The sequence below is a fragment of the Candidatus Abyssobacteria bacterium SURF_5 genome (assembly GCA_003598085.1).
Lineage (GTDB): Bacteria > Abyssobacteria > SURF-5 > SURF-5 > SURF-5 > SURF-5.
Map to the genome: position 1 here is coordinate 1 of QZKU01000116.1, position 26,725 is coordinate 26,725.

The window sequence follows — 26,725 nt, forward strand, 5'->3', positions numbered from 1 at the left end:
ACACCAAAGCTATCACTCAGAAGAAAAAGAACAAAAGCCGCCCTCGATCAAACTTTCCTACAGAAATTACTCGGAATTTAGATGCGTAAGCCCTGGGCGTTCCAACGGGGAGAGGGCCCCTTTCGTTAATCGAGCAGTGGTCGTCATGAAAAGTTGTGGCGAGATGACGGACCGGAAGGATTTCCTGGGGTTTGAAAATGGCGGGAAAAAAGGGGCGACCGCACGAGGCCGCCCCGATTCTCCAGCAAGCCGATACAGGTTAATCGAACGTGTGCATCACCACATTACTCACAGTGCACGAGCTTGCTTCGATGGCTTGCAGATATACCGTCCGCCCGTCCGCCGCCATGGGGACGGAAGCTGAAAGAGTCGCGTCACCTTCCCCACTGACGGCCGCAGATCCTAATAGTTGCGGATCACCGAGCCCGAGTTCGACTCCTGGACACGGGCCGGGGAGGATCGTGGAGCCGGGAATGAGGGAATACGCGAAGTAAATCAGGTCGCCAGCTTCCGGCCAAGTGGCGGTGATGGTGTTCGTGGTCCCTGCAAGACCGGGAACCGGAGGCGAAAGCGCCAGTTGGGGCGCTCCGGGTCCAATTTTCACCTCACGAACGACGGGAGAAACCGAGGAATTGCTGCTCGACAGCAGGAGCCGGTATTGCAGGTAACGAGCGTTTGGATCGATAAGATTCGCGAGGGCGCATCCCGAATACGGGACCGAAACGAACGGACCCAGATTGGCAGAATCGCTTGATGCCCGCACCTGCACCTCCAGAGATGTATCCGCCGCGACCGTAGCATCCCAGGAGAACGCGCTCCATGCCGGTTCTGCTCCGCCATCAAGGACGGAACTGAGGAGCCCGCCGCTTGATTTGAACTGCGTCAGATTAAACCATGAGAGCTGCTCGATCTCTTCCCGGTAGACATCCTCGAATGCCAGAACGGCATCGAGTTTGCCGTCGGCATCGGCATCAGCGGGAGCGACCCAAGTGCGCCCGGGCAGGTCATTTTTAAGAAAATGAAACGACCACACAGGTCCCTCGCCCAGAGGATTCTCGGCCCAAAGAGACGTGAGCGCCAGCGGGAGGATGTCATTTCGACACAGAAGCGCATCCAGGTCGCCGTCTCCATCCAGATCCGCCACATCGAGATCCCATACGTTCGTGAGGCCGGCAATTATGCGCGTTTGCCACAAATCGCCTGCTCCATCAATATTTTCCCACCAGAAAAGGAACTGCGCATTATAACTGGTGCCCAGAATATCCATGTCGCCATCGTTGTCGATATCGCCTGTATCGAAGTAGCCGGCACCATCTTCATCCACAAAGATCGGCTGTTTCGCCCAGAGCAAGCCGTCGCCGCTGACATTCTCCCACCAGGAAAGGTCGCCGCTTCTGGCGGCGACTATGTCTATGTCTCCGTCGCTGTCGATATCGGCCGCTTTGGCCCGAAGCGCGTGGTCGAATTCCTCGATGACTGCGTGTTCAGCCCAAATATCGCCTTCACCGTCAAGATTCTCAAACCAGATCACATCTCCATCCTTCTCGTATATGCCGCGTGCGATTTCTGCGGATCCTATGAGGTCGACATCACCGTCGCCGTCAATATCGGCCGCATCTATATAATTGGCTCCCCAGAACATCTCGCCGACGACGTGTTGAGACCAAGCCGAGCCGTCACCCTGCAGGTTCTCGAACCATGCGAACCGGCCGTTGCGCTCCGGGGGTGGCGGCGGGGCCGGGTCAGCGATTCCATAATAGGCGGCGGCGATCACGTCGAGGTCGCCATCGCCGTCTACGTCCGCACTGTCGACATAATAAGCTCCCCAGAAATCACCCGAGACAAGGCGCCCGGCCCAGTTGCCCGAAGCCAGATTTTCCCACCAATAGACAGCCCCTTTCCGGCGAAGCACGTCGTACACGGCATCAGTGCTCAGAATGTCTGCCCGGCCATCGCCATTTACATCGCCTGCCCCCACCGAGCTGGGCATGCCGGCGTTGCCTGCGATAATGTCCTGAATCGGGTCTTCCCTTTCAACTGCCGAAAGGACGAGCTGGCCTTCGATTGAGCGCCAGGAAATGTCGAGTGAATTCTGAAACTGGCTTTCCCACTGGATGAGGGGGCCGGAGGCGCCCGGACCGCCCGACCAGTCGGTCTGGACCTGCTCGGACTGGGCAAGAGCCGGTATTGCCGCCATCATCATCATCGCGAGAGCGGCTGAAAAGACGGCATGAGGAACCAGGTGTGTTCGCGTCGCGTTCGTAGACATAAAGTCCTCCTCGATTCAAGGGCCGGAAAGTTCGACAGCGTACGCCTAATATAAACACCTTTGCATGATGCCGCAAGTCGAAAATCAGATACGACGAAAATGAACGAGCCGGTTCAGGAATGCCGGCTGGAGGCGGAGACCATCTTTGCAGGTGGCGGAAAAAGGAAAAGAAAGGGGCAGAGGAAAAAGGAAAACCTCTGCCCCATTTGAATCACTCGGCAATCCAATAGCTCTGCAGTTCGTATACTCCGGCAGAAGCTTTGTAGACGGACAACCCGTAAGCGGAGATATCGGTAGTCATCCGCTTCACGATGCCGACGCCTTTTGCGTACCATGCGTCTTCGGTGCGGATCCCCTGTGCGCCGTCCGAGCCGGTATAGGACATGTTAAAAGTAGCGCGGAAGCAGTCGGTGAATGTGCCTGCCGGCACAGTCACATCCTCCAGTCCTTTCACGGAAAATTCAGACCAGCCGTCAATCGTTCCGAATACTCCCCACCAGGTCCCGATGACGGCATCGTAGAAGGGATTTAGCGACTGCGATCCGATATAGAGATGCGCGGGCGATATCTTCATCGGAGGGCACCATGCGTTGAAGATGCCGTCCGGGAAAACGTACTTGGTCATCGAGATGCCGGTATCGTCGCTGATCCAGTAGGTCTCGCCGCCGCTGGAATCAAGAAGCCGAACGCATGGCTCGCCGCAAACGTAATCGATCCCGCTAACAGTCAGAGTCAGCGGCATACCAATCGAAGATGCATATGTCCAAGTGCTGCCATCTGTCAAGGGAAAATAATCGCGCGAGCTGAAATCTTCAAGCTTGGCCCCAGTGGCCACCCACGCATTCTTCTTGGCGTTCCACAGGAAATCAACTGAATAATATCCAGTTACTGCAGAAACATTATGCAGCACCATGGTGTCAGGGCCGGTTACTTCCATACCGCTGTCGGTGATATCGATCCAAACGGCTTCGGCAAAACCGGCTGCCAAGAGAAGGATTGCAACGACAGCGATAAACCTGCAGATGAGATTCTTCATGATACTTCCCCTCCTTTGACTTGTGGCCACGGAATAATAAAGGAACCCATACTGCAACATAATCCGGATGAATCTGGTGAGGCTGAATGAAAGGAATTCCTTTTTCACTGGCCTTGCAGAGGGGACTGAGTGTATATATTTTGTTTGAATGGAAAAATTATATCCTGATGATGCATAAAAGTCAATGGGGTGGAGAAAAAAATTACATCATTTAGACATTAGTAATGCCGGCAGACCTTCAGTCTTTATCGGCGAAGCTGACCAGCCAATCGCCTTGCGGCGTATTGAGGGTGTCGAAATCTCCGGGCGATCCTATTCGAATAAAGCCGTACCTCCTCATGCGAAACCCTACGCTCTTGAAAACGACCTCACTGATGCCCTTTCCTCTCAGATGATCGATCAAGAGCCTGAGACATGCTCGCGGGCGATAAGTCAGCACCATGTCGTATATTTTGGCTAACGATTCATCAATGTCATAGACGCAGTAGCCGGTATTTTCATTCCCGCGGAAGAAGCCGTAGGCGGAATATCGGCGGACCGGATTGTCGATGAAACGCCAATTCAAGAATTCAGCGGAGCGGACGCCATGAATGAAACTGGGGTTCAGTCCGAAGTCGCGCTCGAATCTATGAATGGGATTCATGCGCAGTTCCTTCGCCCTTCTGCCGAGCCAGATGAAGGTGTACAGTTTGGAGAGGATTCCTGCCGCCGGCGCGATAGCCGTTTTTCGGTTTGTCAGAAACAACTGATCCAGGCGCACAGGAAACCACCATTCCTCGATCGGGAAATATGTTCTTGTGTCTCCCGGATATGTTTTGGTGATCCGTCGCGAAATCTCGTTGGGGAATCCGATAGTCGGATAATCTCTTCTCGCCCGGGAAAATTCCCGGAGTTGTGAATAGACGCCGGTTCCTCGATCGGCCTCGGCTACAAACCAATCCACCGCCTGCCGCACCATGAAGACGCCGGTCTCGCGACTCGTGAACAGGCGCGGCATATGTACTCGGAGCGCCACGATCTCGCCGGCGGTATTCTCCGCCACGAAAATCTTTGCTCGACCGGCAGGGTTGCCGAAGTATTTCCATCGCAGCAATTCCGCGCTCTGCAATCCGTAATTGTGGCGGCGAAAGAGCAGCGCTATGGCTTGCAGGTCGTCCTCACACGCTTCGCGGCATACATAGTGCTGTTTCTCCCGCGCGGGTGGACGTTTTGCCTCGGGTTTTGTTTCTTCAATGACAGCCGCCTGCACTGGCGCTCCGGCCGTTCCCCCCGCAGCCGACCCCGTCGAGTGGAAGGGGCCGGCGGCCTGCAGTACGGTGGAACTTCTCCAGAATCGACGCAAGACAGTCATGTCCATCGTGCTTCCCCCGATGCCGTAGCTTGCCGATAAAAGCGTTCGTTAGCATGCATAGGAAAAACAGCTTCACTCAAGTATGGGCGCCGCACCTGGGCAACGATGAAGATATTTGGGGACGGAAACAGGACAACTATAACAACGAACTGGAAATGCGCAAGAAGGAGGACCGTAGGGGCGAGGGAAAGAATTACTTATGTGAGCGGGAAGTCGTGGATTTCAGGCGTGCGAATGCGCGCTGTGCCTTTTTCAACTGCTGAGGAGATAGGCGTCCGCTCAGAATCAGAATCTCGGCCGATTGAAGGTTCACTCGTTTCTGTTCGGCGAGAAGCGCCTGCAATTGTTGACGATTGAGGAATTTTTCCTTGAGCGCAATTTGTCCGAAATGGGCGCCGGTTTCCTTTTGAATCAAGAGAATCCGTTTCACATCATCCAGGATGAGCAGGTTCCTGTTGACAGCGATAATACCGAGAGTGACGTTCGTATCCCGTTTCATTTTCTCAATGGCCACCAGGTCTTCATGTTGGATCAACCCTCTTGCCAGCAGGAACTTCTCGAACTCTTTGTCTTCTTTATCTGGCTTCATTTTTTCCTCCGACCCGCGCTCCGGAGGCCGCTATATCGCGTTGCCGATCGGCCACGTACCGGTACAGGCGGTTGATGGCCAGCTTGTACTCGAACTTTTCGGAGATATCAATGAACTCGATGCCCAGAGCATCGGCCTCCGCCGATGAGCGTTCTTCGATGCGGCGGATGATTCCTTTCAGAACAAGTGGACTCTCCTCCGGTTGCAAGGCAAACCACATGCCCAGCTTCGTCCCCACGACCAAAGCATGCGCATCGCCTTTGTTGATTGCCAGCAGCATTCCGCCAACGCTGATGTTGAGGATTTCTCCTTCGAACCTGATTTGTGACGGAAAATTCCACGCGCCCGGTTCCTGGATGAACCAATTCTTCTTGTCGCCGATGACGCCGCACTCCACGGAAATTGGTTTTCCCTGTGGGACCGGAACGCGAAAGAACATGCGTCGCTGCCCGTTCTTAAGGATGTTTGGATAGGTGATCTCGAATGCGGAAACCGTTCGCTTGCTGGCGAGAGTGAACATCATCTTGTGGATGATGCTGCTCTCGAAGAAATAGCGGTCGTTGTTCAGGGCGAAGAAGACCGAAATTTTGATGTTGGGAGTGAGTGCGATCGCAGGACCGTCGGTAACGGGATGATCGATCACGAGCCGCCGCGTGCTCGGGGTGCGGCGCATTTCAAACATGCGGCTCTTGTAGCGATAGACCATATCGTCGGCTTCGGCCGTAACCGTCAGGGGTACGTTATAGACGCACGCCAGTTCCAGCAGGCGTTCGATTCGCGTTGGAGAAACAAGGTCCTCTTTCACGCGCTACGACTCCCTAAGCCTTCACTAATTTCGCTATCTCCCGCAGATGATCGGGCGTAGTTCCGCAGCAGCCGCCAAGGACACGGACGCCCATATCGAGTAGAGGTTGCATTTTTTGGGCCAATTCGGCCGGTTTTTCGGGATAAATTGTCTTTGTTCCCTCCAGAACAGGCAGGCCGGCATTCGGCTTCGCCAGTAGATAGGATTGAGTCGCTTCCGACATTTCCCGCAGAATGTCCACCATCTGGTCGGGACCGGCGCCGCAGTTGGACCCGATCAGATGCGCCCCCGCCTGCTCGAGCGCGCGCGCGGCGGTCGCGGGGTCGGTGCCCATGAGGGTGTGGTATCCGCGCTTGTCCCGGTTAAAAGTCATGGATGCGAAAACCACGCAGGGGGTATTTTCGCGAGCGGCCTCGATGGCGGCTTGGGCCTCTTTTACGTCCGACATCGTCTCGACACAAATGATATCCGCTCCAGCCTCGGCAAGCGCCAGTATCTGTTCCCGGAACACTTCGAGCATTTGGGCATACGTAACCGAACCATATGGCTCCAGGAATTCGCCTGTCGGCCCGACAGAACCGGCGACGAACTGGTTTTTTGCGGCCGCGGAATGCGCATTTTGCACGGCAGCACGATTAAAAGAGGCTACCCTGTCGCCCAACCCAAACCGACTGAGTTTGATGCGATTGCCTCCAAACGTATTGGTTTCAACGATATCGCAGCCACAATGGAAATAGGCCTCGTGAATCTGCCTGACCACGTCCGCATGAGAAACATTCCATTCCTCCGGGCAATCACCCACGCCCAGCCCTTTTGCCTGCAGCATCGTTCCCATCGCGCCATCAAAAACCAACTTCTCTCCCGATTTCAACCTTTCCATGATCGTCATGCAAACATTCCTCCGTCATCGGCGCCGCCTGTAGGCGCATTTCTTGAAATTACATTCCTGGCAGGATGGCTGAAATTTTTGCACCGGCTCATTTTCGCCAAGGGGGATCAAGAAGGAAATGGATTTTTTCGGCTGCATCATGCAATACTGGTTAAGAGATACGCCTAAAGGCGCGGGGTCCAACAGCGAAAAAAGAGTCCGCTGCCCGGAAACATCCCACTTTCCGTATCCGGGACTGATGCGGCAGAGGGGGAATAGACCTTGCTCAGACGCTTTGGCGCACAGGAAATCGGAGCATGCCTCACCCGCCTCTTCCACTGCGCGGCTGGCGACCACATCTGCGATCATGGCAACCAGATAATCTCCCCGCGCAAAACAATCGTCAATCATGAGATCAATATCGGGTCCCACCGTGCAAATTCCCAGACCAAGAACCTGTGCGCCGTCGAGCGCCCGCGCCAGGAATTCGTCCTTAAACCTGATATCGCTTCCCCCGGATGCTTCTCCGGATCGTGAAACCGGGATCAAATCGGTTATGAACCGCGGCTTCAGCAGGGTCTTGCAGCGGCTGCTTTCTTCAAGGATTTGTTGCATCACGCCAGGGGTAACCTGCTCTTTTGCCTTATATCCAAGCGGCCCGAGCAGATCCTCCAGAGGAATGTGAACCTCGACTTCCCGAATTTGTTGCTGACTAGACATCGAATTTGCCCGCTCTCTTGAACGCTTCAAACATTCTCTTTTTCTGCTTGTAAGACACCTGGATCGCTTCAGAATCAGTGTAGTCGCTCAGAATAAAGCCGCCCTCCGGCGTCGCCCAGTGCTGGAGCAGCAGGGAAGCTTCATTGTTTATTTCCTCTTTGCTGCCGCCGGGCAAAGTGGTCTGGATGTCGACCAGCGACTCGAAGCAGATTTTGCCGCGGAACTTTCGACCTATGTCTTCTATGCCGAGAGCGCGGGGCTGTTGCAGGTTGATGACGTCGAGGCCGAGGTCGATGAACTCAGGCATCAATGCATTGATACGCCCGCACGAATGCAGCCAAAAGTGCATACCTGCCGCGTGCGCTGTGTCGAACAGTCTCTTGTAGCGCGGCCGGAAAAAAGTGCGCCACATGGGGACGCTCACGAACGTTGCCTGTTGAGTCCCCCAGTCATCGGTCATCGTCACGCCGTGGATCATTCCGGGGAATCGCTTGTGAAAGTTTTCGATCAGCCGTACCTTGAAATTCAGAATCACGTCCAACAGCGTCTCAATCAGCGCCGGGTTCAGATAAAGATCTGCCAATGACTCGGTAAAGCCGTGGAGGAAATGAAGCTGCTCGAAGATACCGAAGCCGATGTAGCCGATCACGTACCGGCCGTCCGCATACGGGAGTATGCTTTCGATGATTTCATAGCGGGCATCGTCATCCGGATTTGGGAAGGCGCGATTTCTAAGGTCATCAATCGTTTGAATCGGATGCACCTTCACTTGACCCATGTTCGGCATGCCCGTCTTCTCATGGGTATATCCCCATTCATCCTCATCAGGCGTGGCCGGCTGAAACTCTTTTCCGAATCCGTACGTCACGATGTACGTATCATTCACCCCCATCTCGTCGAACATAATGCCGATGCGCGGGGGACACTCGAATTCAATCGCCCTTCTGATGATTTCGTGGCCGGTCATTCCAAGAAGCTCCTGTTGATGCGGTGCGGACAGCCGCAATGATTATAACATGTATTACTGAGGGCACGCTCAAAAAGAGCGGCCGGGGAATTCCGTTTTTACAAAAGAGCCGGAACGCTGTTATACTTAGTCAGCAAGCAAGCGCCCCCGATTTTCGAAAATTTCCCCGGTAACGCAGGAGCGGTGATTTCTTCATGAAAAAAGCGTTCCTCTTCCTCTCTCTCTTGCTTCCCCCGACTATCATTTTCTGCAGCCGCAGCGTGTCCCTGCAAAGTCAGAATGCGCAGGATGTGGAATACGCTGTGATTGCCGAGAATGATCCGGCGGCCCGGCTTGCTGCGGTTGCGGTATTAAAAGAACAGGGGGAAATAGGAATTCCCGGTCTGACGGCCGCGGCTCATGATCCTGATGATGGCGTGCGAAAAGCGGCCATACGATCTCTTGGCGAAGTGGGTGGCCAAGAGGCCGCGGATGCGCTGGCTGAGTTGCTGGACGATCCGGACAGGACGGTGCGCATGAGAGCCATCATTGCGCTTGGGCTCGCCGGTCGTCCGGGTTTCCCCTATTTGCTGAAGGTTCTTGACACCGAACCGTTTCCCCGGGGGAGAATGTTTGCCGCCAGTGCACTGAACCGCGTGGTGCAGCCGGGGGATGCTCCTGCGATTATGGAGCGATTTGACCGGCAAGATGTGACAACGCAGATGCACCTTGTCACCGCCCTCGTTCATATTGGCGACGACGGCGCATATCAGGCGCTTGAAGTACTTGCCGAGCACCCTAACCGGCTGATACGGTTCTATGTTGTGAATACGCTGGCCGACACGCATCAGGATGAGCGGGCGCTGCCGATTTTCATTAACTCTCTCGAGGACGAGGCCGTTGAAGTACGGATGTGGGCGATTTTCGGACTTGAGCGGCTGAATCATCCTGCCAGTTTCCCCGCCGTTTTGGCTGCTCTCGGGGACCAGGACCCGTATGTGCGCAAGGAGGCGGCATACACCCTCGGCTTGCTGAAGAATCCTGAGGCAATCCCATTCCTGATCGAAAGCCTGAAGGATCCGATCACCGTTGTCCGCGGCGATGCGGCCACGGCGCTGGGCATGATCGGAGATTCCAGTGCAACATCCACATTGCGGCCGCTCCTGAACGATTCCAGTCCGGTCGTCCAGATCAAAACGGCAGAAGCGCTTGCCCGTCTTGGCGATTACAGCGGAATTGATCTCGTCATCGAGCTGGTGGATTCCCCTGTTCGCATCCATTCATATGAAGCCGCTCGTGTGCTCCGGGAACTCAGCGGCGAGGATTTCGGGTATAATAAGGCAAGCTGGCGTACCTGGTGGATCTGTAACCGAGACGTGCTGGCCGATGGCGCTCGCCAATCGGCGCCCGCGGAATAAGTTCCTCAATATCGAAAGAGGACAGAAAAAGTGGGTGGGCCGGCATCCTCTTCGCCAGTTCTGGTCCGGCGGATGCCTTCATTAACATCAAACCTTTGATGTTGTCAGCGGGAGGGAGGCGGGTATGTTATTCTTCAAGAAGCAAGAGGACCTGGCCCGGATTTACCAGGGGATGAGCGGGTCCGAGGTGAAACAGATCAACAAAGCGGGCATTCAGGAGTGGTTTGTGAAGGATGCACCCATCTTTCGCAAGGGGCAGGTGGGCAAGGAACTGTATATCATCATGGACGGCGCCGTCCGAATTGTCGATGATACAGTTGACCCGCCCAAGCAGATCGCTTTGTTGCAGCAGGGCGAACTTTTTGGAGAACTCTCTTTAACGGCCAAAGAGACTAGGAGATCAACCAAGGAGGAGTCGTTGCGGCGCTCCGCTTCAGCGCTTGCCGCACAAGATTCCACCCTCTTCGTAGTGCACGAGGATGCATTTCGCAATCTGCTCGATAACAACCCCGACATCGCTTCGAAACTGCTGATGAACTTGTTTTACGTGACCGGCGAGCGCTTGCGCGAGGCCATCCGCGGGAAAGTGCTCGCCGAAGGCGTGCCGATTCCGAAACTCATTCGCGGTCTCAAGGACGCCGAGAAGAAGAAACTGCTCAAATACAGCAATGTTCTGCACGTGCCGCAGGGGCAACCCGTTTTTGTCGAGGGACAGGTGGGAACTGAAATGTACTATGTGCTTGGCGGGAGCGTCGCCATCATGAAAAAGCAGGAAAAAGGGCAGAAGCGTCTTGCGGTAATGGGCGAGGGCGACGTCTTTGGAGAGCTGGGGCTTATCACCAAGAAGGGGCGCATGGCCTCCGCGGTTGCAATCAGCGATTCTGACGTTCTCGCTATAAGTGAAGATGGTCTGATGAAACTGCGGAAGAGGGCGCCCGATATAGCCACCAAAGTATTCCTGAACCTTTTCCGCATCACCACCGCGCGAATGCGCACACTCATCAGCCCGCTGCCGGTGTGATGGCCGCGGCGGCCGACCCTGTTCTGATGGACTCATCCGGGAATGGACGTCTTTGGTTTTTCGCGCGTTGACAACCTTTGCGACGGGTGATATCATCTGCGGGGTGTTTTGACCGGAACAGAAGGAGACATTATCCATGGCGATTGACAGGTTCACTTTGGCTGGCAAAGTGGCGGTGGTCACCGGAGCAAGCAAGGGAATCGGCAAGGCAATAGCACTCGGTTTTGCCGGCGCTGGTGCGGATCTGGCGATATGCAGCCGCAAGGAAGAGAATTTAGAGCCGGTAGCCGCTGAGATTGAGCGGCTTGGCCGAAGGGCTTTCGCCGCCGTCGCCGACGTGAGCAAGCGCGACGACATCGAGCGATTTGTTTCCGATACCCTCGGCAAGTTCGGCCGCATCGACATCCTCGTCAACAATGTCGCCCGCAACATCATGTCGCCGATCATGAACTTGCGCGAGGACGGCTGGGACAAGATTATTTCGACCAATCTCAAGAGCTACTTCCTTTTTTGTCAGGCTGTCGGACAGGTGATGATGGGGCAGGGAAGCGGCGTGATCATTAATATGTCTTCGACGGCCGGCCAGAAGGCCGCTCCGCTGCTCGGAGCCTATAGCATAAGCAAAGCGGGTGTCGACATGCTCACGAAAGTGCTCGCCAGAGAACTCGCCGGCATCGGCGTCCGCGTCAACGCCATTTCGCCCGGCATGGTAGAAACCTCTTTCAGCCAGGCGATCTGGAGCAGCCCGGAAATGTACGGAGAGGTTATTCGCGATATTCCCTTGGGTCGTCTTGCGACGACCGAAGAGATCGTAGGGCTCGCCATCTTTCTCGCATCTGACGCTTCAAGTTATGTGACCGGGTCTATCGTGAATATAGACGGAGGGGCGATGACATAAGGGGCTTAACGGATGATTCTCCTTTACCAGGGGCTTCCTTTGCCCCGCCTGGAATCGATGTGCGCCATTCGTTTAACGAAGCTATAGCATGCTGAAAAGAGTGAATGTATTCTCCATCTGAAACGTCTTCGCACCCCCGCCAAAAAGGCTGCGGACCCTGTTATCACGGCATCGCGGCACGAGGGACAAAGAAATTCTATAGAGTTCCCGGCGCGATTCTCCACCACCAGGGTGGCTTCCGATGACATCAACTGGCTGCAGTTCGAGCAGGTGATCATCCTGCTGCAGTCGGCGCAGACGTAGAAATCCTTCCTGGAAAGGGTCAGCAACGCAATCGGCTGCCGGGAAAAGTAGATTTTTCCGCATGAACAACAACTCAGCAGCCTGTCGCAGAAGGCGGCTTTCGCGTGTTTTCCGGACTCTTTATCTTCGCCCGCCGGGGTCGGATTTTCATCATACATTATGAGATCACTTCTCTTTCCGCCCTTCTAAGGATATTGTGTCCATTTGACGGCCACGGTCCCTTCGCTTTGCTTGTTCCGGGGCCGGTGGCCCGGCGTGTTCCTGTAAATTTGCATCCTTCCTTTATAGGCTTTTTTCAATTGTTTCGCGATATGAATCGCCAGGGTTGAATTGACCGTTTGAACTTTCATTTTCTGGCCGTTGCTGTTGATGTCGAGAATGCGCGAGCAGTGGTTGCGGGCCTGCTCGATCCGCTCTTCCCGCCGGATCATCCGCATGACTTCTTCCGGGCGCGAGGCGATCACTTCTCCTTCAAGATAAACCGTGCCGAAGACGATTTTGTCTCTCATTCGCTTGCACCCTGTACACAGCAGAAATTCCGGATTGGCCAGATGGTTCGAGGAGTGGGGACACGGCGCGCTCCATTTCCTGCCATCGTGAATAGCATGGCAATTGGGGCATATTCTCATACGGTCACCTCCGACACCAGGAGCCACCCGCGGCCTGCCGAGGAAGGATCTTTTACTGGGTAACGATATTAGTGGACGTTCTGAGGACCCCTCCGATCGACTGAATCTTCTCAACCACGAATTTTCCCAGCAGGTTAATATCGGCGGCATCAACAAAAGCGATGACATCTATTGGACCGGTAACCACATGGCTCTGCTTGACTCCTTCAATCTGCGCAAGTTTGCGGTTTACTTCGAGCGCTTTCCCCTGGATGCATTCCACAAAGATATATGCAGAGATGGCCATCTCTTTTCGCCCTCCTTGTCCTGGTCAAGCCGCGGCAAGAAATGGTGTATATCTTCTATTCATACTATATCGACCTGCACGTCTTTTGGAAAGGGAGAGCACCGACTTTTCCCGGCGCGCGGCTGGAATGGCGGGCGTCAATTTCACTCGGATTCGGGGCTGAAGTTTACGTGGGAGATGCGAAACCTCTCGCGCAGAGGGCGCTCGAGGCGCCGGAAAACTTCGGCGCACTCGCTGACCCTGAAGTTTTCACGAAAAACCAGGTGTGCGGTCATCGAGTACATTTGAGACGTGATCTCCCAGACGTGGACATCATGCACGTCGGCCACTTCCGGCGCTTCGTCACGGATAAGCCTCACCACTTCATCGATTTTGATATGCCTGGGCGCCGTTTCGAGAAGGATGTGGATGGAATCCCTCAAGAGATTCCAGCTCCAGAAGAGAATGACGATCGCAATCAGGATGCTCAACAGGGGGTCGATGAAGTACCATCCGGTGAAGTAGATGATAGCGGCGCCGCCGACGATTCCCAACGATGAGGCGGTGTCGCCGAGCATGTGCAGGAATGCGCTTCGGACATTCAGGTCTTCCTTCCCGACATCGTACAGGATTACCGCGCTCAGGAGGTTGACCGCGAGCCCGAATACGGCGACGAGCAGCATCGGCACCTCCTTGACGGGAGCGAGGTGGAATAAGCGGTTGAAGCCCTCATACAGAATGAGCGCGGTTATCACCAGGAGCGTCACGCCGTTGAACAGGGCCGCCAGCACCTCGACTCGATAGAGGCCGAAGCTGCGTTTCGGGTGCGTCGGGATCGCTGCGACAAGGATCGCGAGAAAACTGATCAGGAGTGCGAAGAAGTGGGTGAGCATATGGCCGGCATCACTGAGGAGGGCGAGGCTGCCGGTGAAGAGGCCGCCAATCACTTCGATGATCATCGTACTGCCGGTCAAGGCCATCGTCAGGCTGAGTCGCTTGCGTTCGGCCGCACGGTGCACATGCCGGTGCTCCGGCTCGTCGCGCTCGTGGAAGTGCTCGAGAGAAACCAGTGGCTGATGGAGATGGATCATGTGCGGCGAAGTTCCGCTAATCCGCTTCCTCTTCGATTTCAGTAATCGCTTTGCCGTCCTTGAACAGGTATGTCTTCATCTGCTTGGCGAATTCGGGATCGTTCCGCCTGATCCATTCCATAAGCATGGCGGAATGTTCTTTTTCCTCGTCGCGATTGTGCTTGAGGATATCCTTCAATTCGAGATTATCCGTGGCGTCTATCCTCTGCTGATACCAATCCATCGCCTCGATCTCTTCTTTGAGAGAAATCCATGCGCGGTGCAGGTCGAGCGTGGCTTTCGACAGCTTTTCATACAGTTCATGATATGTTCCCGCCATTAGTCGCCTCCTTCTCCCGGGTCGTTTTGGGAGTTGATATCAGTGCTTCCTCGAGCCTCTTGCATCACCTTAATCGCGTCTACTCTGGTTTCCACTATGCCTTTTCCGCCCACGTAATTGGCGTATACGCCAAAGAACCCGCCGGGGATGCGATCGTCCTGAAGCGGACAGCCCGGCAGTTCCTGCTCATCCCAGTATACCCAAAAATTGTTCCCGGCGCACCTCACGGCCATTTTATGCCACCCGCTCTTTTCAGAAACCCCGCCCGGTATTTCCGCCTGCTTCCAGGACTTGATGTAGACCGGGTAATTATTCGTGTCGCTGCCGACGTATGCGAATGACAGCCGCTGCTCGGCATCGAAGTGCGTCGCGAACCGGTAGAAACGCTCGTTCTGCGGGTCGACCCTGACGGCTATCCCGTTGAGCGGCGCTCGGCCCTCCGGGACGACGACCGCATACACCCATGCCTCCATCAGGTAATCGCGCAGATGCCGCATGCCTGAAAAGGAAAGCGAAGCGAATCCGCCAAGCTGCTGATTGGTTTGCCGGCCGGCCCAGACACCTTCGGGGGAAGTTGGATCGAGGATCGGCATGAGCGGGTCCTGACTGAATCCGGGAAACGGAACCCAGTTGAGGTTGAGCATTCCATCGTCGAAGCTTTCCGAGAAGAGCGGTGTCATATAGTCGGCATTCGTCGACGAAATAGAAAACAGGAGAACGAGACACAATAGAGTCGAAAATTTTACGGGACGCATTGCTGATTTTCCTTTGGTGTCGCGGGCCCTATTGCCCCAATATAACATCATCCGAAATGGCCGCGCTAGCGCGAAAGCGCCCCGGTCAGGAAGGCGTGATCAGCAAAAGAGAGGCGGCCGAAATTCCGCTTTTCGGGAACTTCGGCCGCCATGTCATTTTACTTGGAATATCAGAAGAAACGGCACATCATCATTCGGCGGCTTCAGGGACTGGATGGGCAATTTTTGCCGCCATCTCGTCATAGTTGAAGCCTTTGTAGGTCGGGCTCTCTTCGTTGTGGCACTTCTTGCAGACATCGGCCGTGGGCAGAATCAGGCCGTTCTGCAGGGCCAGATTCTGGTCCTTCATGATGTTCATCTTCTTGTAAGCACTGCCGGGCCCGTGGCAGGACTCGCAGCCGACGCCCTCTTCTTTGGTATAGGTCGCTTCGAAGCGGCTGTCAGGAAGACCATAACCGGTAACGTGGCACTTCAAGCAGTCCGCGCTCTCCTGCGGATTGGCAATTCCTTTTTCCGCGCCGATCTTTTTGGCCTCTTCGGTTGCCAGGGTTGCATAGGCTTTGGAATGCTGCTGTTTTTCCCAGATCTGATACTGCTCACCGCTCTTTTTCGTCATGTGGCAGGTCTTGCAGCCTTTGACGCCGACATAATTAAATTCTTGCGCGGGGACAGGGGCGCTAAGAAGTGCGACGATAACGAGCGCGACAAAGGCGGCAACAACTAGTGGTACAGGTTTCATGTTCTCCTTCCTTTCAATTGGAACTTTTCCCCCAATTCGCGGATCTGTCTTCCCAACTCGATAGTATAGACGCCGCCCGATTATCATTTATTCAGGCTGCAGCTTTGAATAGAGCGGGATCTATCCGCATGAAATCCCCGTGGCAGAAAGTGACATCTTCTGAAAATCCTGCCGTCTCCAGGAATTCACAGGCAGATGCCGCTAAACAGAAAAGTCCCTTTTCTGCTTCGAGGGCCAGCGAATGTAGCAAAGAGGAAAATTTGTGGAAATGATCGTTTCCACGAGGGCGGTATGAGCAACCGCATTGATATGAAGCCCCCATTGGCTCAACCATATCGACCCAATTATACCAATACTCGTTGCAAAAAGCAATCCATTGCTTTCCCCTTTACCGGAATCGACCCTACCGAAAAAGGATAATATGGGCATCGGGTATGATCGGCAGATCGGGATGCGTCAGAGCATACCAATTCTGAAGCTCATATAGAGAAGCCCTGTTTCCCGCCGATTCGGCAAACGCCAATGCCGTCCATCCATTCTCTGCGCGCGCATCGATGTCGGCGCCGCTCCGCAGAAGAAGCCGCACCAGCTCGGGCTCACCGCTCTCGGCAACCACCATCAGCGGCGTCAAGCCATCAGGGCCCTTGGTATTTGGGTCGGCGCCATACTTCAGCAATATCCTCGCTGTCTCCGGGTGCTCGTTCTCCACCGCGTAAAAGAGGGCGGTCTTGTTGGTTTGCGGGTCAATAGCATTGACATCGGCCCCATATGTAATTAATCTTTCCACTATAGAAGAATGTCCTTCCTCGGCTGCGCGGGTTATCGCGGGCGCCGTTCCCGCTCCTGAAACATTGGGGTCCATGCCTGCAATCAGGTACAATTCGACCGCACTCAGGTCGCCTGTCTCTGCGGCCGCGACAAAGTCTTCTCCGGTAAAACGATATCCGAGCCGTTGCAGGCGCTCGCGGGCCTCTTCGTCCTCCTCCGGATTCTGAGCAGCGGCCGGAATGGTGATAAGCAGCAGCGATAGCAGTGAAATCATCGCCATTCTCAGCATTACATTCACCTCTTTTAATAAAATTGAATATTGTTTCCAATAAAGTATGCATACATAAACAGGAACCCGGCAAATGAAACACCATCAACGCACATAAAGGAAACGGGAAACCAGATCCCGCTTTGTCCGTGGATCATGGTTCATATATAATGGAACTATATGCAGATATCAATCCCGCACAAGAACAGCCCGCTTGAACATGTAACCCGGGCAGCCGGGTGGTCGACAAAGCGAGCAGCGACCGTTGCTTTCGTAAGCGTTATCGTCTACCTTCTTCTGATCGCATATCAAGTTGCACCATATGGATACAACCTGACCAGCCTGATCCGCGTCGGTTCAACCAATCCATTTTATGATCCTGCCATTCTTGGGGACGGCGTCGTAGTCTTTAACGATCCGAAATCGGGCGGCGACGGCTATGACGGCCAGTTTTACCTGTATATGATCAAGGGACTGCTGATGGGTGAAGATGGGATTTCCAACCCGTTCCGGTACCAGCGAATCCTGTATCCGGTCGTTGTGTATCTATTCGCACTGGGGCAGCCTGGTCTGATACCGATCTCGATGCCGCTCGTCAACCTGCTCGCCATCTCGATCAGCTCGCTGCTTCTTTGGAAGCTGGTGCGTGATTTCGGCTTGCGCCCCAAATACCTGTTCCTGTATACGCTGAACATCGGGTTCCTCGTTGCCGTTTTCTATGATGTCGCGACGCCGCTTTGCATTTCGCTGGTGGTGGCATCTATATACTTTCTTGTCCGCGAGCGGCTGTGGCTGGCGTCGGCGATGATGGCCCTTTCGCTGCTCACGCAGGAGAACGGCGCCATCGTGCTTGCGGTTGTGACCGGATGGCTGCTGGCGCAAAGGAACCTTCGTGGGGCGATCGTTTTTTCCTGCTCGGTAGTCCCGTGGACGGTGTGGCAACTTTTCCTGTGGCTGCGGGAAGGCAAATTGCCGTTCATCATGTCCGGCAACCATTTTCGCCCGCCTTTTGCGGGGATGATTTCCTACATTTCAGCTTTCGAGTGGGCGGGCGACTGGCAGCATATGCTGAGGGACGCGAGCGTTTTCCCGATGATGCTTTTTGTGACTGTCCTGCTGGTGGTAAGCGTCTTCGAGATGAAGAGAAATCCGCAGGTTTTCACCCTGCTGCTTGTTGTCCACGCGCTGGTCGGCGTCTGTTTCAACAAGGAACAGATCTGGAGTTCTACGATCAGTTCGCCGGCGCGAGCGCTTGCCGGCGTCTTCCCTTTTCTCGTGATCTGTTACGCGCAGAACCCGTCCAGGAGGCTGCTGTTGCTTATCGTTCTCAGCGTGCTGTTGTCGCTGATGGGAATTGCCCGTATCCTGCTCATGCCATCCCACCCCTATTTCGTTACGTGAACGAGCGGGATCGAACTTATTCGCGCTCGCGTCTCCTGACCTCGATCACAATGGGGGCTCCCGTAAAATCAAACCGGCTTCGAATCTGGTTTTCGAGATACCTCAAGTAGTTCCTGTCGAGCGGATCGGGCCGGTTCATGAAGAGGACGATTGTGGGCGGGCCGGCCGCAACCTGGGTTGTGTAGAGCAATTTTGGGGGACTGCCCCTTTTGAGGCGCGGCGGATGGCTATTTATCACCTGGCGAAGGAACGTATTCAATTCGCTGGTGGGAATGCGTTTCATGTAATTGGCATAGACGTTCTTCACCAGTTCGAAAATCCTGTTGAGGCGCAGCCCCGTTTTTGCCGAGGTCGAAATCGCGGGGACATAGGATAGAGTGGGCATCCTGCTTCTGATGGCGGCCACCATCGCGTCAAATGTTCGGTCATCCTTCTCCGCGATGTCCCATTTATTCAAAATAATGGTTTGGCCGCGTCCGCTCTCGTGGATCTGATTGGCGATGCGCGCATCCTGCTCGGTGATACCATGCGGATTGCTTGCGTCAATGAGAAGCAGTGCGACGTCGCAGCGCCGGATGCTCTGCAATGCTCTCTTGACGCTGTAACGTTCGATGCCCGGTTCCACCTTGCTCGGCTTCTTCAATCCAGCTGTGTCAATCAAGATGTAATCTTCGCCGCCGCGGTGGAAGCGCGCGTCGATGGAATCGCGCGTTGTGCCGGCCTCCTCATCGACCACGACGCGCTCTTCGCGAAGCAAAGAGTTGACCAGAGAGGATTTCCCTACGTTCGGCTGACCTACAATCGCTATTTTTACTACTCCCTCCGGTTGCTCCTCCTCGACGTGCTCGGGAATGATTTCGATGATGCGATCCAACACCTCGCCGATTCCGATGCCGTGCAGGGAGGAAACAGGATACGGCTCGTCGAGCCCGAGTGAGTACATTTCCGCCGAGTTCAGGGCCAGCGTGGGGTTATCCGCCTTATTAACAGCCACAATCACAGGTTTTCCACTCTGCCGAAGGAGGTCGGCGATGCTTCTGTCTCCGGGCGTGACTCCGTCTCTGACGTCGGTAACGAAGAGGATACAGGAGGCGTCTTGAATGGCGCGAAATATCTGTTTGTGGACCTGTTGGACCCTGCTGTCGGCGATCCCGTAGGCGAGCCCGCCCGTATCGACAATATCGAAGGAACGGCCTGTCCATTCCACCCGCCCATAGATGCGATCGCGGGTGACACCCGGCTCATCATGCACGATTGCGGCGGGCCTGCCCGTCAGTCGGTTGAACAGGGTGGATTTACCCACATTAGGTCTTCCGACGATAGCAACCAAAGGGCTTGCGTTTGTATCTTTTTTCATTGTCGATTATGACGCCGACTGGCGCCCCTGTGCGCGGCGCATTGTCAGCCGGTTCAGCAAGTGTTTTCCCGATTTCAAAAAGAGCCGGCGTGAAGTCCTCGGCCGCATCAGCCGCAAAATCACGTTCCTGTATGAGTCCTCGCCGGATACAGCCATATGAAGGATCGATCGCAGGCGTTCGTCATCCTGGGCGGCCCGCAGAAGGACGTCGAACAACCCGAACGAGCGGGCAAACCCGCAGAGCGAGCGCACCAGGAGGCCATACAGGTGGTCTTTTCTCAAGTCTGCGCAGGTTTGCTGGTATTCTTCAAAAGCCTGCCGCGAAAATCCCCGCTCCAGAATGGTATCCGCAGCCCTGATGCCTGTGACAACCGCGGTGTTGATCCCTTTTCCTTTGAAAGGGCGCATCCAGCCGGTCGCGTCACCGACGAGGACGTAGCGGTGGCCGTAAGGATTTGCCGCAGGCGACGTGGGAAAATTACCGGCGTAAAAGTTGAGCGTCTTCAGGTCGACATCCGGGAGAACTTCCCGCACTTTCGGCAGTTCGAGGAACGAGTCCAGATCGAGCGAACTGATGTCGCGGCCGGCAATGTTGATGATGATATGGTCTCCCTTCGGCGTTACCGCACCGAACTCGATATTCGAATGCGCCGGCAGAAACGCGTGAATGGTATTGCCAAGACTCTCTTCTATGAAAACGGGGTCAATGTGTATTTTTGTAACGAAGGTCTTCAGCAGTTCCCTGGGGCGCTCGTAGGAATGATCCTCTTTGGTGGCGCGCTCAAAGGTATTGAGCATGGCCTCATCGAGACCGAAAGCGCCGACCACGACGTCGGCCCGCAAATACTGGCTCTCGCTGTAGACGCGAACCTCGTCCAACGTGCGGCCATTGACAAATTCGACGCCGGTGACGCGGCTGCGGACCACTTCCGCGCCCACCTCCTCCGCCTTCTTGAGGAGGAACCGATCGAACATCACCCGCCGTACCGTATATGTCGGCTTGGAGTCGGGCGCCCCGCTCAAAACGATATCGCTGTTGTCGCTGTGGAGCCGGTAGTTTTGGATCGTGCGCTTTATCAGTTCCTGCGGCAGTTCTATCTTGAGCTGATCGTGCAGCAACGTTTCGAGCGGCGGCGACAGAACGCCGACGCACTGATTATAGTGCCGGTCGAAGTCCTTGCCTTCGTAAATCACCACTCTGATCGGGATGTTGGCCGCTCGAGCGCGGCTCAGCAGCCGGATCGCGCAGGCTGCTCCGCCGGGACCGCCCCCGATAATAGCGACCGTGGAATTCGGCTTCAGCCGAAGCTGCTTTTCATGCAGCCGTGCGCGCAGGCGCGCGAGTTTCCGATTGGAATATTTCTCCCATGAACGCGAGCCGGAGATCAGCGAATGCGCTCCCTCGACGAGCAACCTGGCCTGCACCGCCGGCTTCAGTAACTCCCTGAGAATCTTACGATAGGCGGTGTCGCCGGTGAACATGCTCCACAACGCATTGGCGAGGACCTGACGGCGCCGTCCCTTCGTTATTCGCTCGACTTCCGCGAGCAGCAGGTGCGCGCGCGCCAGCCGGTGCCTTGCGGCCACCGTATTGTGAACGAAGAAGAGCAGCTTTCCGCACCGATTGTCAAAGGTGAAGCGCCTGCGGCACATGCGCGCATACTCGGCAAGCTCATTTTCGCCTATGCCGACGTTCAAAACTGTTTTGGCGGCAAAGAGCGAAGTGAAGTAGGCCGACTCGATCCCGTTCTTCAAGTACCTGGCGTGGCAGGCATCGCCCACGAGCAGACCGCGATCCCGGTATGGTTTGCGGGCGGCGGTGACGGGAAAAAACGGGTGACAATGACAACTGATGCCCCAGTCTCTCGGCAGAAAAGGCCGGAACTCCGGCCGGCCCAAAACCTGCTCCAGATCCGCCATTTTCACGGACGGCCCGATTGCGGTTAGCGTGATGAATCTGCCTTTCGGCGTCATTGCCACGAACTGGATGCCCTGTTCGCCCACGGAGAACACGTGAATGTTGCTGCCCAGGGTTCGGCGGCTGAACTCCACATCGACCGGCATCTCAGCCTGGCACGCCAGCCACGTCTTCGGCGGGCGATATCCTTCCATGAAGCGCTGCCGCAGGTTGGTATTGACGCCGAACGCGCCGACAACCAGGTCGGCCTCCAGGAGCGAGCCGTCCTTCAGCGACAATCGCACCTGTTCGGCCGGATCCCGCGGCCAGCGCACCGCGATGACATCCTGGCGAATGAATCGAGCCCCAAGAGAAATCGCGCTGTCGAGAAGGAACTGGTCGAAGCTGACTATTCCCTCCTCGGGAGCCGCGCCGGGGCTGTTCCCGCGGAAAACCGTATAGATGGGCCGCTCGTCCTGCCGGAGCAAAACGTGCTTGTCGCGCACGTGCAGAATGTAGCCTTCGATCTCCTGTCGAACCACATGGAGCGGCAACGCGATACGCTCGCGCCTCAGATGCTCCACCAGGTGATGCCCCAGGGCGCCCGCGCACATGTTACACCCTTTGGGGCCATGATCGAGAAACGATTTCCGGTCGATGATGGTGATCTCGGGCCGAATTCCGAGATGCGCTCCCTTGGTCATCAGGAAGTGAGCAAAGAAACTACCCGCGGGACCGCCCCCGATAACGACGACTTTCGGATTTTTTGTCAGCTTTAATGTCATCTCTGCCCACACCGGTTCGCCACCCAATTACCCATGAGTACAATTTTACCATACTGTCAAATAGCAGTAAACATTGATTGATAGTGAGCCGGGTAGTCGGCGGCAAATCGACGGCGGAACCGGCGGGCGATGATCCCTCCCGGAAAGAGACTCCTCCACTGGCAGAGACAGCGACCGGGGGCAATAATGTAACGAATGACACGTATCGCCTATGCCGGAGTTCTCAATGAAATATCTTCTGATCCTGGGATTGCTTGCGGCTTTTGCCTTGAATCGTTCATCGTCCAAGGCCGAGGCCGCCGATTATGTCGTCGACCCCGCCCAGACCATACTGGTGGTGCGCCTGTTCAAGGCCGGAATCGGGTCGGCGCTCGCTCATGATCATATTATTCGCGCGGCCGATCCTGCCGGTGAAGCAGTCATTAATTTTGAAAATCCTTCCGCATCCTCTCTGTGGGTGGAGGTTCGGACCGACGCCTTGAAAGCCGACGAACTTTCCATGCGCAAAAAATATGGGCTTACCAAGGAAATGAGTGAGAAGGATCGGCGGGAAGTGCAGGAGACCATGCTCTCAAAAAAGCAGATGGACGCAAAAGCGTATCCAACCATTCGGTTTGAATCGACCAAAATCGAGATGCTCTCGGAAGGCCAATTTCTGATTACCGGAAGCCTGACGATCCATGGGGTGAAAAATCAGGTTTCCTTTCCAGCCGTAGTGAAAAAGCTGAACGGGACGCTCAGCGGGCAGGCATCATTTCGTTTTAAACAGAGCGATTTTAAAATCCAGCCTTACAGCGCCTTCTTCGGAACGGTTCGCAATCAGGATGAGTCGGTTATGAATGTCGATCTCGTCCTGGCACCAAAAACACCCGAGTAGGATACGGCGTCACTTCGCCCGACCCTGTCTAAGGGCGGCCATGGAATCGGCCATCGCAAGAAAATCGACGGGCGCATCGAATGGTTCATGCCTGAACTCTCGATAAGCGCGCGATACGTTGAAGACGATCCTCTCGGGTTCGGTCCACGCGGCATACGGGCCGGGATCGATCCGCCGTGCCGCTTCGGCTTCCGGAAGGCCACGATCAAAGCATGCCTGTGCCTCTCGATACACAAACTGGAGATACTCCTTCATTTCGGCGGCGCCCTCCACCCCGCAAAGCGGACCGTGGCCCGGGACGATTTTTTCCGGAGCGAGCGCTACAATTCTTTCCAGCGCCTCGATCCATTTCTGAAAAGTTCCTTCCCAACCTATCGGGGTGCACATCCGAAAGATGATGTCGCCGGCGTACAGGATGCGTTCTTCGGGAAAAAAGACAATGACGTCGGTTGAGGTGTGGGCGGGGCCGACATACAGCAGATCCACCGCGCTGTCATCTATGTAAAGGGTAAGCCGGTCGTCGAACAGCAGTGTCGGCGGGGTCGGGACTATATCCGAGAAGTCGAACGACGCAAGCGCTCGCTGCAGTCCGGCCATGCCGGCGTTTGCCGCCGGCATTTGTTTCATCGCCTGCGTCAACTGGGGGGACATCTTCAGCATTTCCTCGCGGAACCCGCGGTGTGCGATGATTTCGGCGTCTTTTACCAGTTGATTGCCCCAGCAGTGGTCGCCGTTGTGGTGGGTGTTCACGAGACGTCGAACCGGCTTCTTGATCCTTTCCGCCACCTGGGCCAGCATTGCCTGCGTCAGCCGGAGGTCGAACAGTGTGTCAATAAGAAGAGAACCGTCCTTGCCGGTTATGATTCCCGCATTGCTCCAACCGAGGCCATCATCCTTCTGCAAATAGCCGTATGCGCGCTCGGACAGGCGCACCAGGCCTAATTCGTTTCTCGATCGGCTCATAAGAGACCCTCCTGTACCGATTAATGCACGAAGCTTTCCCGCAAATATAGTGATTGGCGGCGCTCAAGTCAAGTTGGGAGCGGAATGCCGGTTGATTACAGGCGAAAACAAAAACTATAATAAAGGAACATCTGGAGGAGGAAGCGGGAAAAAGGAATGGTAAATTCTGCAATCGGTTCTGATCGCGCAGCAATGCGAAGCGCCGCACAAATTGCCGTCGGCGTCGGTATCATCTGGGCGTTGACAAGTCTGAGCATCGAGAGCATTATGCTCATCCGGTATTTCCATCAACTGCCCGATAACAATTTCATCACCAAAATTATGAATGACGCGATCCGCCTCTTTCCGTTGGCTCACGCCTGGCTCGCGTTGCGCATTTTGGCCTTCTATATTTTATTGGGCACCTTTGTTGGATTACTATCAGGGGCTTCGACCGCAGCCTCGATGGGATGGCCGACAACACGCACGCGGAAAATAGTCTTCACCTGCGTCACGTGTCTGTACCTGGGGCTTGTCATGTTGTTCGTCTTCTGGAAGTTCTACTTCCATTTTCCCGCCGCCGTCCCGGAGTACAGGATGTACGAGCCGGTCCTGTCCCTGGTAAAGCGGACGGGACCTGTTCATTTCCGCGTCGCAGGCTCGGTGTTCTTTCTGGTTCATGGGCTCCTGCTTGTCTGGAGGTTTCGCAGTATTGCGGCAGTAAGAGTCAAGCGGGCGGCGCAGTTTTGGAAACCGGCTATCGTCATGCTGGCGGTGGCTGCGCTTTTTTCGGTTGTGAAGGAATTGCGCGCGTCGCCTGAAAATAATAAAGGCCCTAATATCATTCTTCTCTGCTTCGATTCGCTTCTTCCGAGTCACCTTCACTCGGAGAGGTATCCCCGGAACACGTCGCCTCACATGGACCGGTTCCGCAGCGAGAGCGTCTTCTTCCGGCAGGCATTTAGCCCCCTTGCGCGCACAATGCCTTCATGGGCGAGCATGCTGACCGGCGCCTACCCGCATCGGCACGGAATTCGATGGGACCTTCCTTCGCGGGACCGGCGCAAGATCATCGCTCCGAACCTGCTCACTGAACTTGGAAAAAACGACTACTATCTCGCCTTTATGACCGACGATTCCACGTTTTCCTATATGGAGCCGTCAATGGGGTGGGACACCGTCGTGCAGCCCGAGCCCGGGTATTTCAATTTTCTCACCTGCTACGCACTGAAATTGAACCTGATCGAAATGTTCGGGAATAACGCTGTCGGCGAGCTCTTCTTTCCATTGAAGAAATTCAATCGGGCCGTTTCCTACACGTATCTGCCCGAGGAGATGACCGATCAGATCGTGCGCATGCTGCATAAGCTGAAGAGCAAGGAGCGGTTCCTGCTGGCGGTCCATTTTGATGTTCTCCATGCTCCCGGCACCGTCCCCTATCCTCATTATCGCCATTTTGAAAACGGGGCGTTTGAGATTCCCTATCGATTCATATTCGGAGAGACCGATCTCTCGTTCCTGGAAGCGGAGTTCTCCGAATCTCCTGATCAGCGCGACGAAGTCGAATGGCATCAGACGCTGATCTACGACAAGCTCTTTCGGGCGAGCGATGAACAGTTCGGCGTCATCTGGGAGACCATTCAGCAGCTTCAGCTTGATCAAAACTCGCTGATTATCCTCTGCTCCGACCACGGCGAAAACCTGGGTGTCGTCCCGCATCACGGGAATACTCTGCACCAGGGCGACGACGCGAACTCGATCATCCTGATGGTGCGCCTTCCGGGAGGAGGCTCCGGCGCACTGGAATTCGACGACGCGGTGAGCAACGCGGACATTTTCCCGACGATTCTCGACTATCTCGGCCGAGAGATTCCCGGGACGGTGGAGGGGATCTCTCTGCTGCCCCTGATGGAGGGCATGGCTGGCCAGCCAGGCCGGTTCCTATTCGCCGAGACTGCGCTGAATTTTCTCTCACTCAAGGCCAGTGGATATGCCCCGGATCATCCGATGCTCGGGAATCCGATGCGGGTATATTCCCTGGAGCCTGACGGCAAGATAGCGGTCGATGAGAAATTCTGCCGCGAGATCATGGGCTCGCGCGATTTCATGGTGAGGAGCCGTGACCACAAGCTTGTGGCCTTTCCGCGCCTCGACGGCAGCCTGCGGTATAGTCTGTATGACGTGAAGAATGATCCCGAAAATACGGTCGATATTAAAACAGATGATCCGCAGACTTATTCTTTCCTGGTGCCCATCTTGAACGATTACATTCGCGAACAACCTCTGGACCCCTGCGATTGAGCGCGGCACAATCGAGTAGGAGGCGGAGTCGCCCCCGCCGACCTCTCACACCACCGGGCATACGGTTCCGTACCACGGCGGTTCATGAAGTACCTAAGCTTGCTGAA

Annotated in this window: 25 protein-coding genes; 6 read left to right on the forward strand and 19 right to left on the reverse strand. The window is 55.3% G+C overall.

Annotation, left to right across the window (positions count from 1 at the left end):
* Positions 1-259: 259 nt before the first annotated feature.
* The 8 genes from C4520_16970 to C4520_17005 form a co-directional block, all read right to left on the reverse strand.
* Positions 260-2,269: a VCBS repeat-containing protein gene (locus C4520_16970; GenBank protein RJP17279.1), complete on the reverse strand. Its 2,010-nt coding sequence runs from the start codon at positions 2,267-2,269 to the stop codon at positions 260-262.
* 211 nt (positions 2,270-2,480) lie between these two features.
* Positions 2,481-3,305, reverse strand: coding sequence for a hypothetical protein (locus tag C4520_16975; protein ID RJP17280.1), 825 nt, complete (start codon positions 3,303-3,305; stop codon positions 2,481-2,483).
* Between the two features lie 238 nt (positions 3,306-3,543).
* The gene (locus C4520_16980) at positions 3,544-4,662 is read right to left on the reverse strand and encodes a hypothetical protein (GenBank protein ID RJP17281.1); all 1,119 of its coding nucleotides are present in this window, start codon (positions 4,660-4,662) and stop codon (positions 3,544-3,546) included.
* Positions 4,663-4,849: 187 nt separating this feature from the next.
* The gene (locus tag C4520_16985) at positions 4,850-5,245 is read right to left on the reverse strand and encodes a hypothetical protein (GenBank protein ID RJP17282.1); all 396 of its coding nucleotides are present in this window, start codon (positions 5,243-5,245) and stop codon (positions 4,850-4,852) included.
* Positions 5,232-6,050, reverse strand: coding sequence for a hypothetical protein (locus C4520_16990; GenBank protein ID RJP17283.1), 819 nt, complete (start codon positions 6,048-6,050; stop codon positions 5,232-5,234). Before C4520_16990 ends, C4520_16985 begins: the two co-directional genes overlap by 14 nt.
* Positions 6,051-6,063: 13 nt before the next feature.
* On the reverse strand, positions 6,064-6,939 hold the full coding sequence (locus C4520_16995; GenBank protein RJP17284.1) for a hypothetical protein: 876 nt from the start codon (positions 6,937-6,939) through the stop codon (positions 6,064-6,066).
* Positions 6,940-6,954: 15 nt separating this feature from the next.
* Positions 6,955-7,638 carry a hypothetical protein gene (locus tag C4520_17000; GenBank protein ID RJP17285.1) on the reverse strand — a complete coding sequence of 228 codons (684 nt, stop codon included), beginning with the start codon at positions 7,636-7,638 and terminating at the stop codon, positions 6,955-6,957.
* Positions 7,631-8,605 (reverse strand): hypothetical protein, encoded by a 975-nt coding sequence (locus tag C4520_17005; protein ID RJP17286.1) that lies wholly within the window; start codon positions 8,603-8,605, stop codon positions 7,631-7,633. The genes C4520_17000 and C4520_17005 overlap by 8 nt, the downstream gene beginning before the upstream one ends.
* Before the next feature lie 194 nt (positions 8,606-8,799).
* On the opposite strand from C4520_17005, the gene C4520_17010 reads away from it, so the two are divergent.
* The 3 genes from C4520_17010 (at position 8,800) to C4520_17020 (ending at position 11,921) form a co-directional block, all read left to right on the forward strand.
* Entirely contained in the window at positions 8,800-10,002 is a 1,203-nt protein-coding gene (locus C4520_17010) for a HEAT repeat domain-containing protein (protein RJP17287.1), read from the forward strand.
* Between the two features lie 124 nt (positions 10,003-10,126).
* Positions 10,127-11,023, forward strand: coding sequence for a cyclic nucleotide-binding domain-containing protein (locus tag C4520_17015; protein ID RJP17288.1), 897 nt, complete (start codon positions 10,127-10,129; stop codon positions 11,021-11,023).
* Positions 11,024-11,159: 136 nt separating this feature from the next.
* Entirely contained in the window at positions 11,160-11,921 is a 762-nt protein-coding gene (locus C4520_17020) for an SDR family oxidoreductase (GenBank protein RJP17289.1), read from the forward strand.
* A 23-nt stretch (positions 11,922-11,944) separates the two neighbouring features.
* Here C4520_17020 and C4520_17025 read toward each other — a convergent pair whose 3' ends face one another.
* The 8 genes from C4520_17025 to C4520_17060 form a co-directional block, all read right to left on the reverse strand.
* Positions 11,945-12,382, reverse strand: coding sequence for a hypothetical protein (locus C4520_17025; protein RJP17290.1), 438 nt, complete (start codon positions 12,380-12,382; stop codon positions 11,945-11,947).
* Positions 12,383-12,409: 27 nt separating this feature from the next.
* The gene (locus C4520_17030; protein ID RJP17291.1) at positions 12,410-12,733 is read right to left on the reverse strand and encodes a hypothetical protein; all 324 of its coding nucleotides are present in this window, start codon (positions 12,731-12,733) and stop codon (positions 12,410-12,412) included.
* Positions 12,734-12,905: 172 nt separating this feature from the next.
* Positions 12,906-13,139: an Lrp/AsnC family transcriptional regulator gene (locus C4520_17035; GenBank protein RJP17292.1), complete on the reverse strand. Its 234-nt coding sequence runs from the start codon at positions 13,137-13,139 to the stop codon at positions 12,906-12,908.
* Between the two features lie 143 nt (positions 13,140-13,282).
* Positions 13,283-14,209, reverse strand: coding sequence for a cation transporter (locus C4520_17040; protein RJP17293.1), 927 nt, complete (start codon positions 14,207-14,209; stop codon positions 13,283-13,285).
* Positions 14,210-14,225: 16 nt separating this feature from the next.
* Positions 14,226-14,528, reverse strand: coding sequence for a ferritin (locus C4520_17045; GenBank protein RJP17294.1), 303 nt, complete (start codon positions 14,526-14,528; stop codon positions 14,226-14,228).
* Complete coding sequence (locus tag C4520_17050; protein RJP17295.1) at positions 14,528-15,283, reverse strand: hypothetical protein; 756 nt, start codon at positions 15,281-15,283, stop codon at positions 14,528-14,530. Before C4520_17050 ends, C4520_17045 begins: the two co-directional genes overlap by 1 nt.
* A gap of 190 nt (positions 15,284-15,473) precedes the next feature.
* A complete protein-coding gene (locus tag C4520_17055) occupies positions 15,474-16,109 on the reverse strand; it encodes a cytochrome C554 (protein ID RJP17296.1) in 636 nt (211 codons plus the stop codon).
* 316 nt (positions 16,110-16,425) lie between these two features.
* Positions 16,426-17,079, reverse strand: coding sequence for an ankyrin repeat domain-containing protein (locus tag C4520_17060; GenBank protein RJP17297.1), 654 nt, complete (start codon positions 17,077-17,079; stop codon positions 16,426-16,428).
* Between the two features lie 159 nt (positions 17,080-17,238).
* Between C4520_17060 and C4520_17065 the strand changes: the two genes are divergently transcribed.
* Positions 17,239-18,459: a hypothetical protein gene (locus tag C4520_17065; protein ID RJP17298.1), complete on the forward strand. Its 1,221-nt coding sequence runs from the start codon at positions 17,239-17,241 to the stop codon at positions 18,457-18,459.
* Between the two features lie 16 nt (positions 18,460-18,475).
* Here the strand turns inward: C4520_17065 and der are convergent, their stop codons facing one another.
* Positions 18,476-19,816: a ribosome biogenesis GTPase Der gene (der, locus tag C4520_17070; protein RJP17299.1), complete on the reverse strand. Its 1,341-nt coding sequence runs from the start codon at positions 19,814-19,816 to the stop codon at positions 18,476-18,478.
* Between the two features lie 6 nt (positions 19,817-19,822).
* Positions 19,823-22,498, reverse strand: coding sequence for a hypothetical protein (locus C4520_17075; protein RJP17300.1), 2,676 nt, complete (start codon positions 22,496-22,498; stop codon positions 19,823-19,825).
* 211 nt (positions 22,499-22,709) lie between these two features.
* Here C4520_17075 and C4520_17080 point away from each other — a divergent pair, with 211 nt between their 5' ends.
* Positions 22,710-23,375, forward strand: coding sequence for a hypothetical protein (locus C4520_17080; protein RJP17301.1), 666 nt, complete (start codon positions 22,710-22,712; stop codon positions 23,373-23,375).
* Positions 23,376-23,384: 9 nt separating this feature from the next.
* Here the strand turns inward: C4520_17080 and C4520_17085 are convergent, their stop codons facing one another.
* Positions 23,385-24,338, reverse strand: coding sequence for an MBL fold metallo-hydrolase (locus C4520_17085; protein RJP17302.1), 954 nt, complete (start codon positions 24,336-24,338; stop codon positions 23,385-23,387).
* Between the two features lie 156 nt (positions 24,339-24,494).
* Between C4520_17085 and C4520_17090 the strand changes: the two genes are divergently transcribed.
* Complete coding sequence (locus C4520_17090) at positions 24,495-26,618, forward strand: hypothetical protein (GenBank protein RJP17303.1); 2,124 nt, start codon at positions 24,495-24,497, stop codon at positions 26,616-26,618.
* Positions 26,619-26,725: the final 107 nt, after the last annotated feature.

What these genes read in the sequence shown, in the direction of transcription:
- C4520_16970 (RJP17279.1), bottom strand. Translation starts at nt 2,269, where the DNA reads ATGTCTACGAACGCGACGCGAACACACCTGGTTCCTCATGCCGTCTTT.
- C4520_16975 (RJP17280.1), bottom strand. Translation starts at nt 3,305, where the DNA reads ATGAAGAATCTCATCTGCAGGTTTATCGCTGTCGTTGCAATCCTTCTC.
- C4520_16980 (RJP17281.1), bottom strand. Translation starts at nt 4,662, where the DNA reads ATGGACATGACTGTCTTGCGTCGATTCTGGAGAAGTTCCACCGTACTG.
- C4520_16985 (RJP17282.1), bottom strand. Translation starts at nt 5,245, where the DNA reads ATGAAGCCAGATAAAGAAGACAAAGAGTTCGAGAAGTTCCTGCTGGCA.
- C4520_16995 (RJP17284.1), bottom strand. Translation starts at nt 6,939, where the DNA reads ATGACGATCATGGAAAGGTTGAAATCGGGAGAGAAGTTGGTTTTTGAT.
- C4520_17000 (RJP17285.1), bottom strand. Translation starts at nt 7,638, where the DNA reads ATGTCTAGTCAGCAACAAATTCGGGAAGTCGAGGTTCACATTCCTCTG.
- C4520_17005 (RJP17286.1), bottom strand. Translation starts at nt 8,605, where the DNA reads ATGACCGGCCACGAAATCATCAGAAGGGCGATTGAATTCGAGTGTCCC.
- C4520_17010 (RJP17287.1), top strand. Translation starts at nt 8,800, where the DNA reads ATGAAAAAAGCGTTCCTCTTCCTCTCTCTCTTGCTTCCCCCGACTATC.
- C4520_17015 (RJP17288.1), top strand. Translation starts at nt 10,127, where the DNA reads ATGTTATTCTTCAAGAAGCAAGAGGACCTGGCCCGGATTTACCAGGGG.
- C4520_17020 (RJP17289.1), top strand. Translation starts at nt 11,160, where the DNA reads ATGGCGATTGACAGGTTCACTTTGGCTGGCAAAGTGGCGGTGGTCACC.
- C4520_17025 (RJP17290.1), bottom strand. Translation starts at nt 12,382, where the DNA reads ATGTATGATGAAAATCCGACCCCGGCGGGCGAAGATAAAGAGTCCGGA.
- C4520_17030 (RJP17291.1), bottom strand. Translation starts at nt 12,733, where the DNA reads ATGAGAGACAAAATCGTCTTCGGCACGGTTTATCTTGAAGGAGAAGTG.
- C4520_17035 (RJP17292.1), bottom strand. Translation starts at nt 13,139, where the DNA reads ATGGCCATCTCTGCATATATCTTTGTGGAATGCATCCAGGGGAAAGCG.
- C4520_17040 (RJP17293.1), bottom strand. Translation starts at nt 14,209, where the DNA reads ATGATCCATCTCCATCAGCCACTGGTTTCTCTCGAGCACTTCCACGAG.
- C4520_17045 (RJP17294.1), bottom strand. Translation starts at nt 14,528, where the DNA reads ATGGCGGGAACATATCATGAACTGTATGAAAAGCTGTCGAAAGCCACG.
- C4520_17050 (RJP17295.1), bottom strand. Translation starts at nt 15,283, where the DNA reads ATGCGTCCCGTAAAATTTTCGACTCTATTGTGTCTCGTTCTCCTGTTT.
- C4520_17055 (RJP17296.1), bottom strand. Translation starts at nt 16,109, where the DNA reads ATGATAATCGGGCGGCGTCTATACTATCGAGTTGGGAAGACAGATCCG.
- C4520_17060 (RJP17297.1), bottom strand. Translation starts at nt 17,079, where the DNA reads ATGCTGAGAATGGCGATGATTTCACTGCTATCGCTGCTGCTTATCACC.
- C4520_17065 (RJP17298.1), top strand. Translation starts at nt 17,239, where the DNA reads ATGCAGATATCAATCCCGCACAAGAACAGCCCGCTTGAACATGTAACC.
- der (RJP17299.1), bottom strand. Translation starts at nt 19,816, where the DNA reads ATGAAAAAAGATACAAACGCAAGCCCTTTGGTTGCTATCGTCGGAAGA.
- C4520_17075 (RJP17300.1), bottom strand. Translation starts at nt 22,498, where the DNA reads ATGACATTAAAGCTGACAAAAAATCCGAAAGTCGTCGTTATCGGGGGC.
- C4520_17080 (RJP17301.1), top strand. Translation starts at nt 22,710, where the DNA reads ATGCCGGAGTTCTCAATGAAATATCTTCTGATCCTGGGATTGCTTGCG.
- C4520_17085 (RJP17302.1), bottom strand. Translation starts at nt 24,338, where the DNA reads ATGAGCCGATCGAGAAACGAATTAGGCCTGGTGCGCCTGTCCGAGCGC.
- C4520_17090 (RJP17303.1), top strand. Translation starts at nt 24,495, where the DNA reads ATGGTAAATTCTGCAATCGGTTCTGATCGCGCAGCAATGCGAAGCGCC.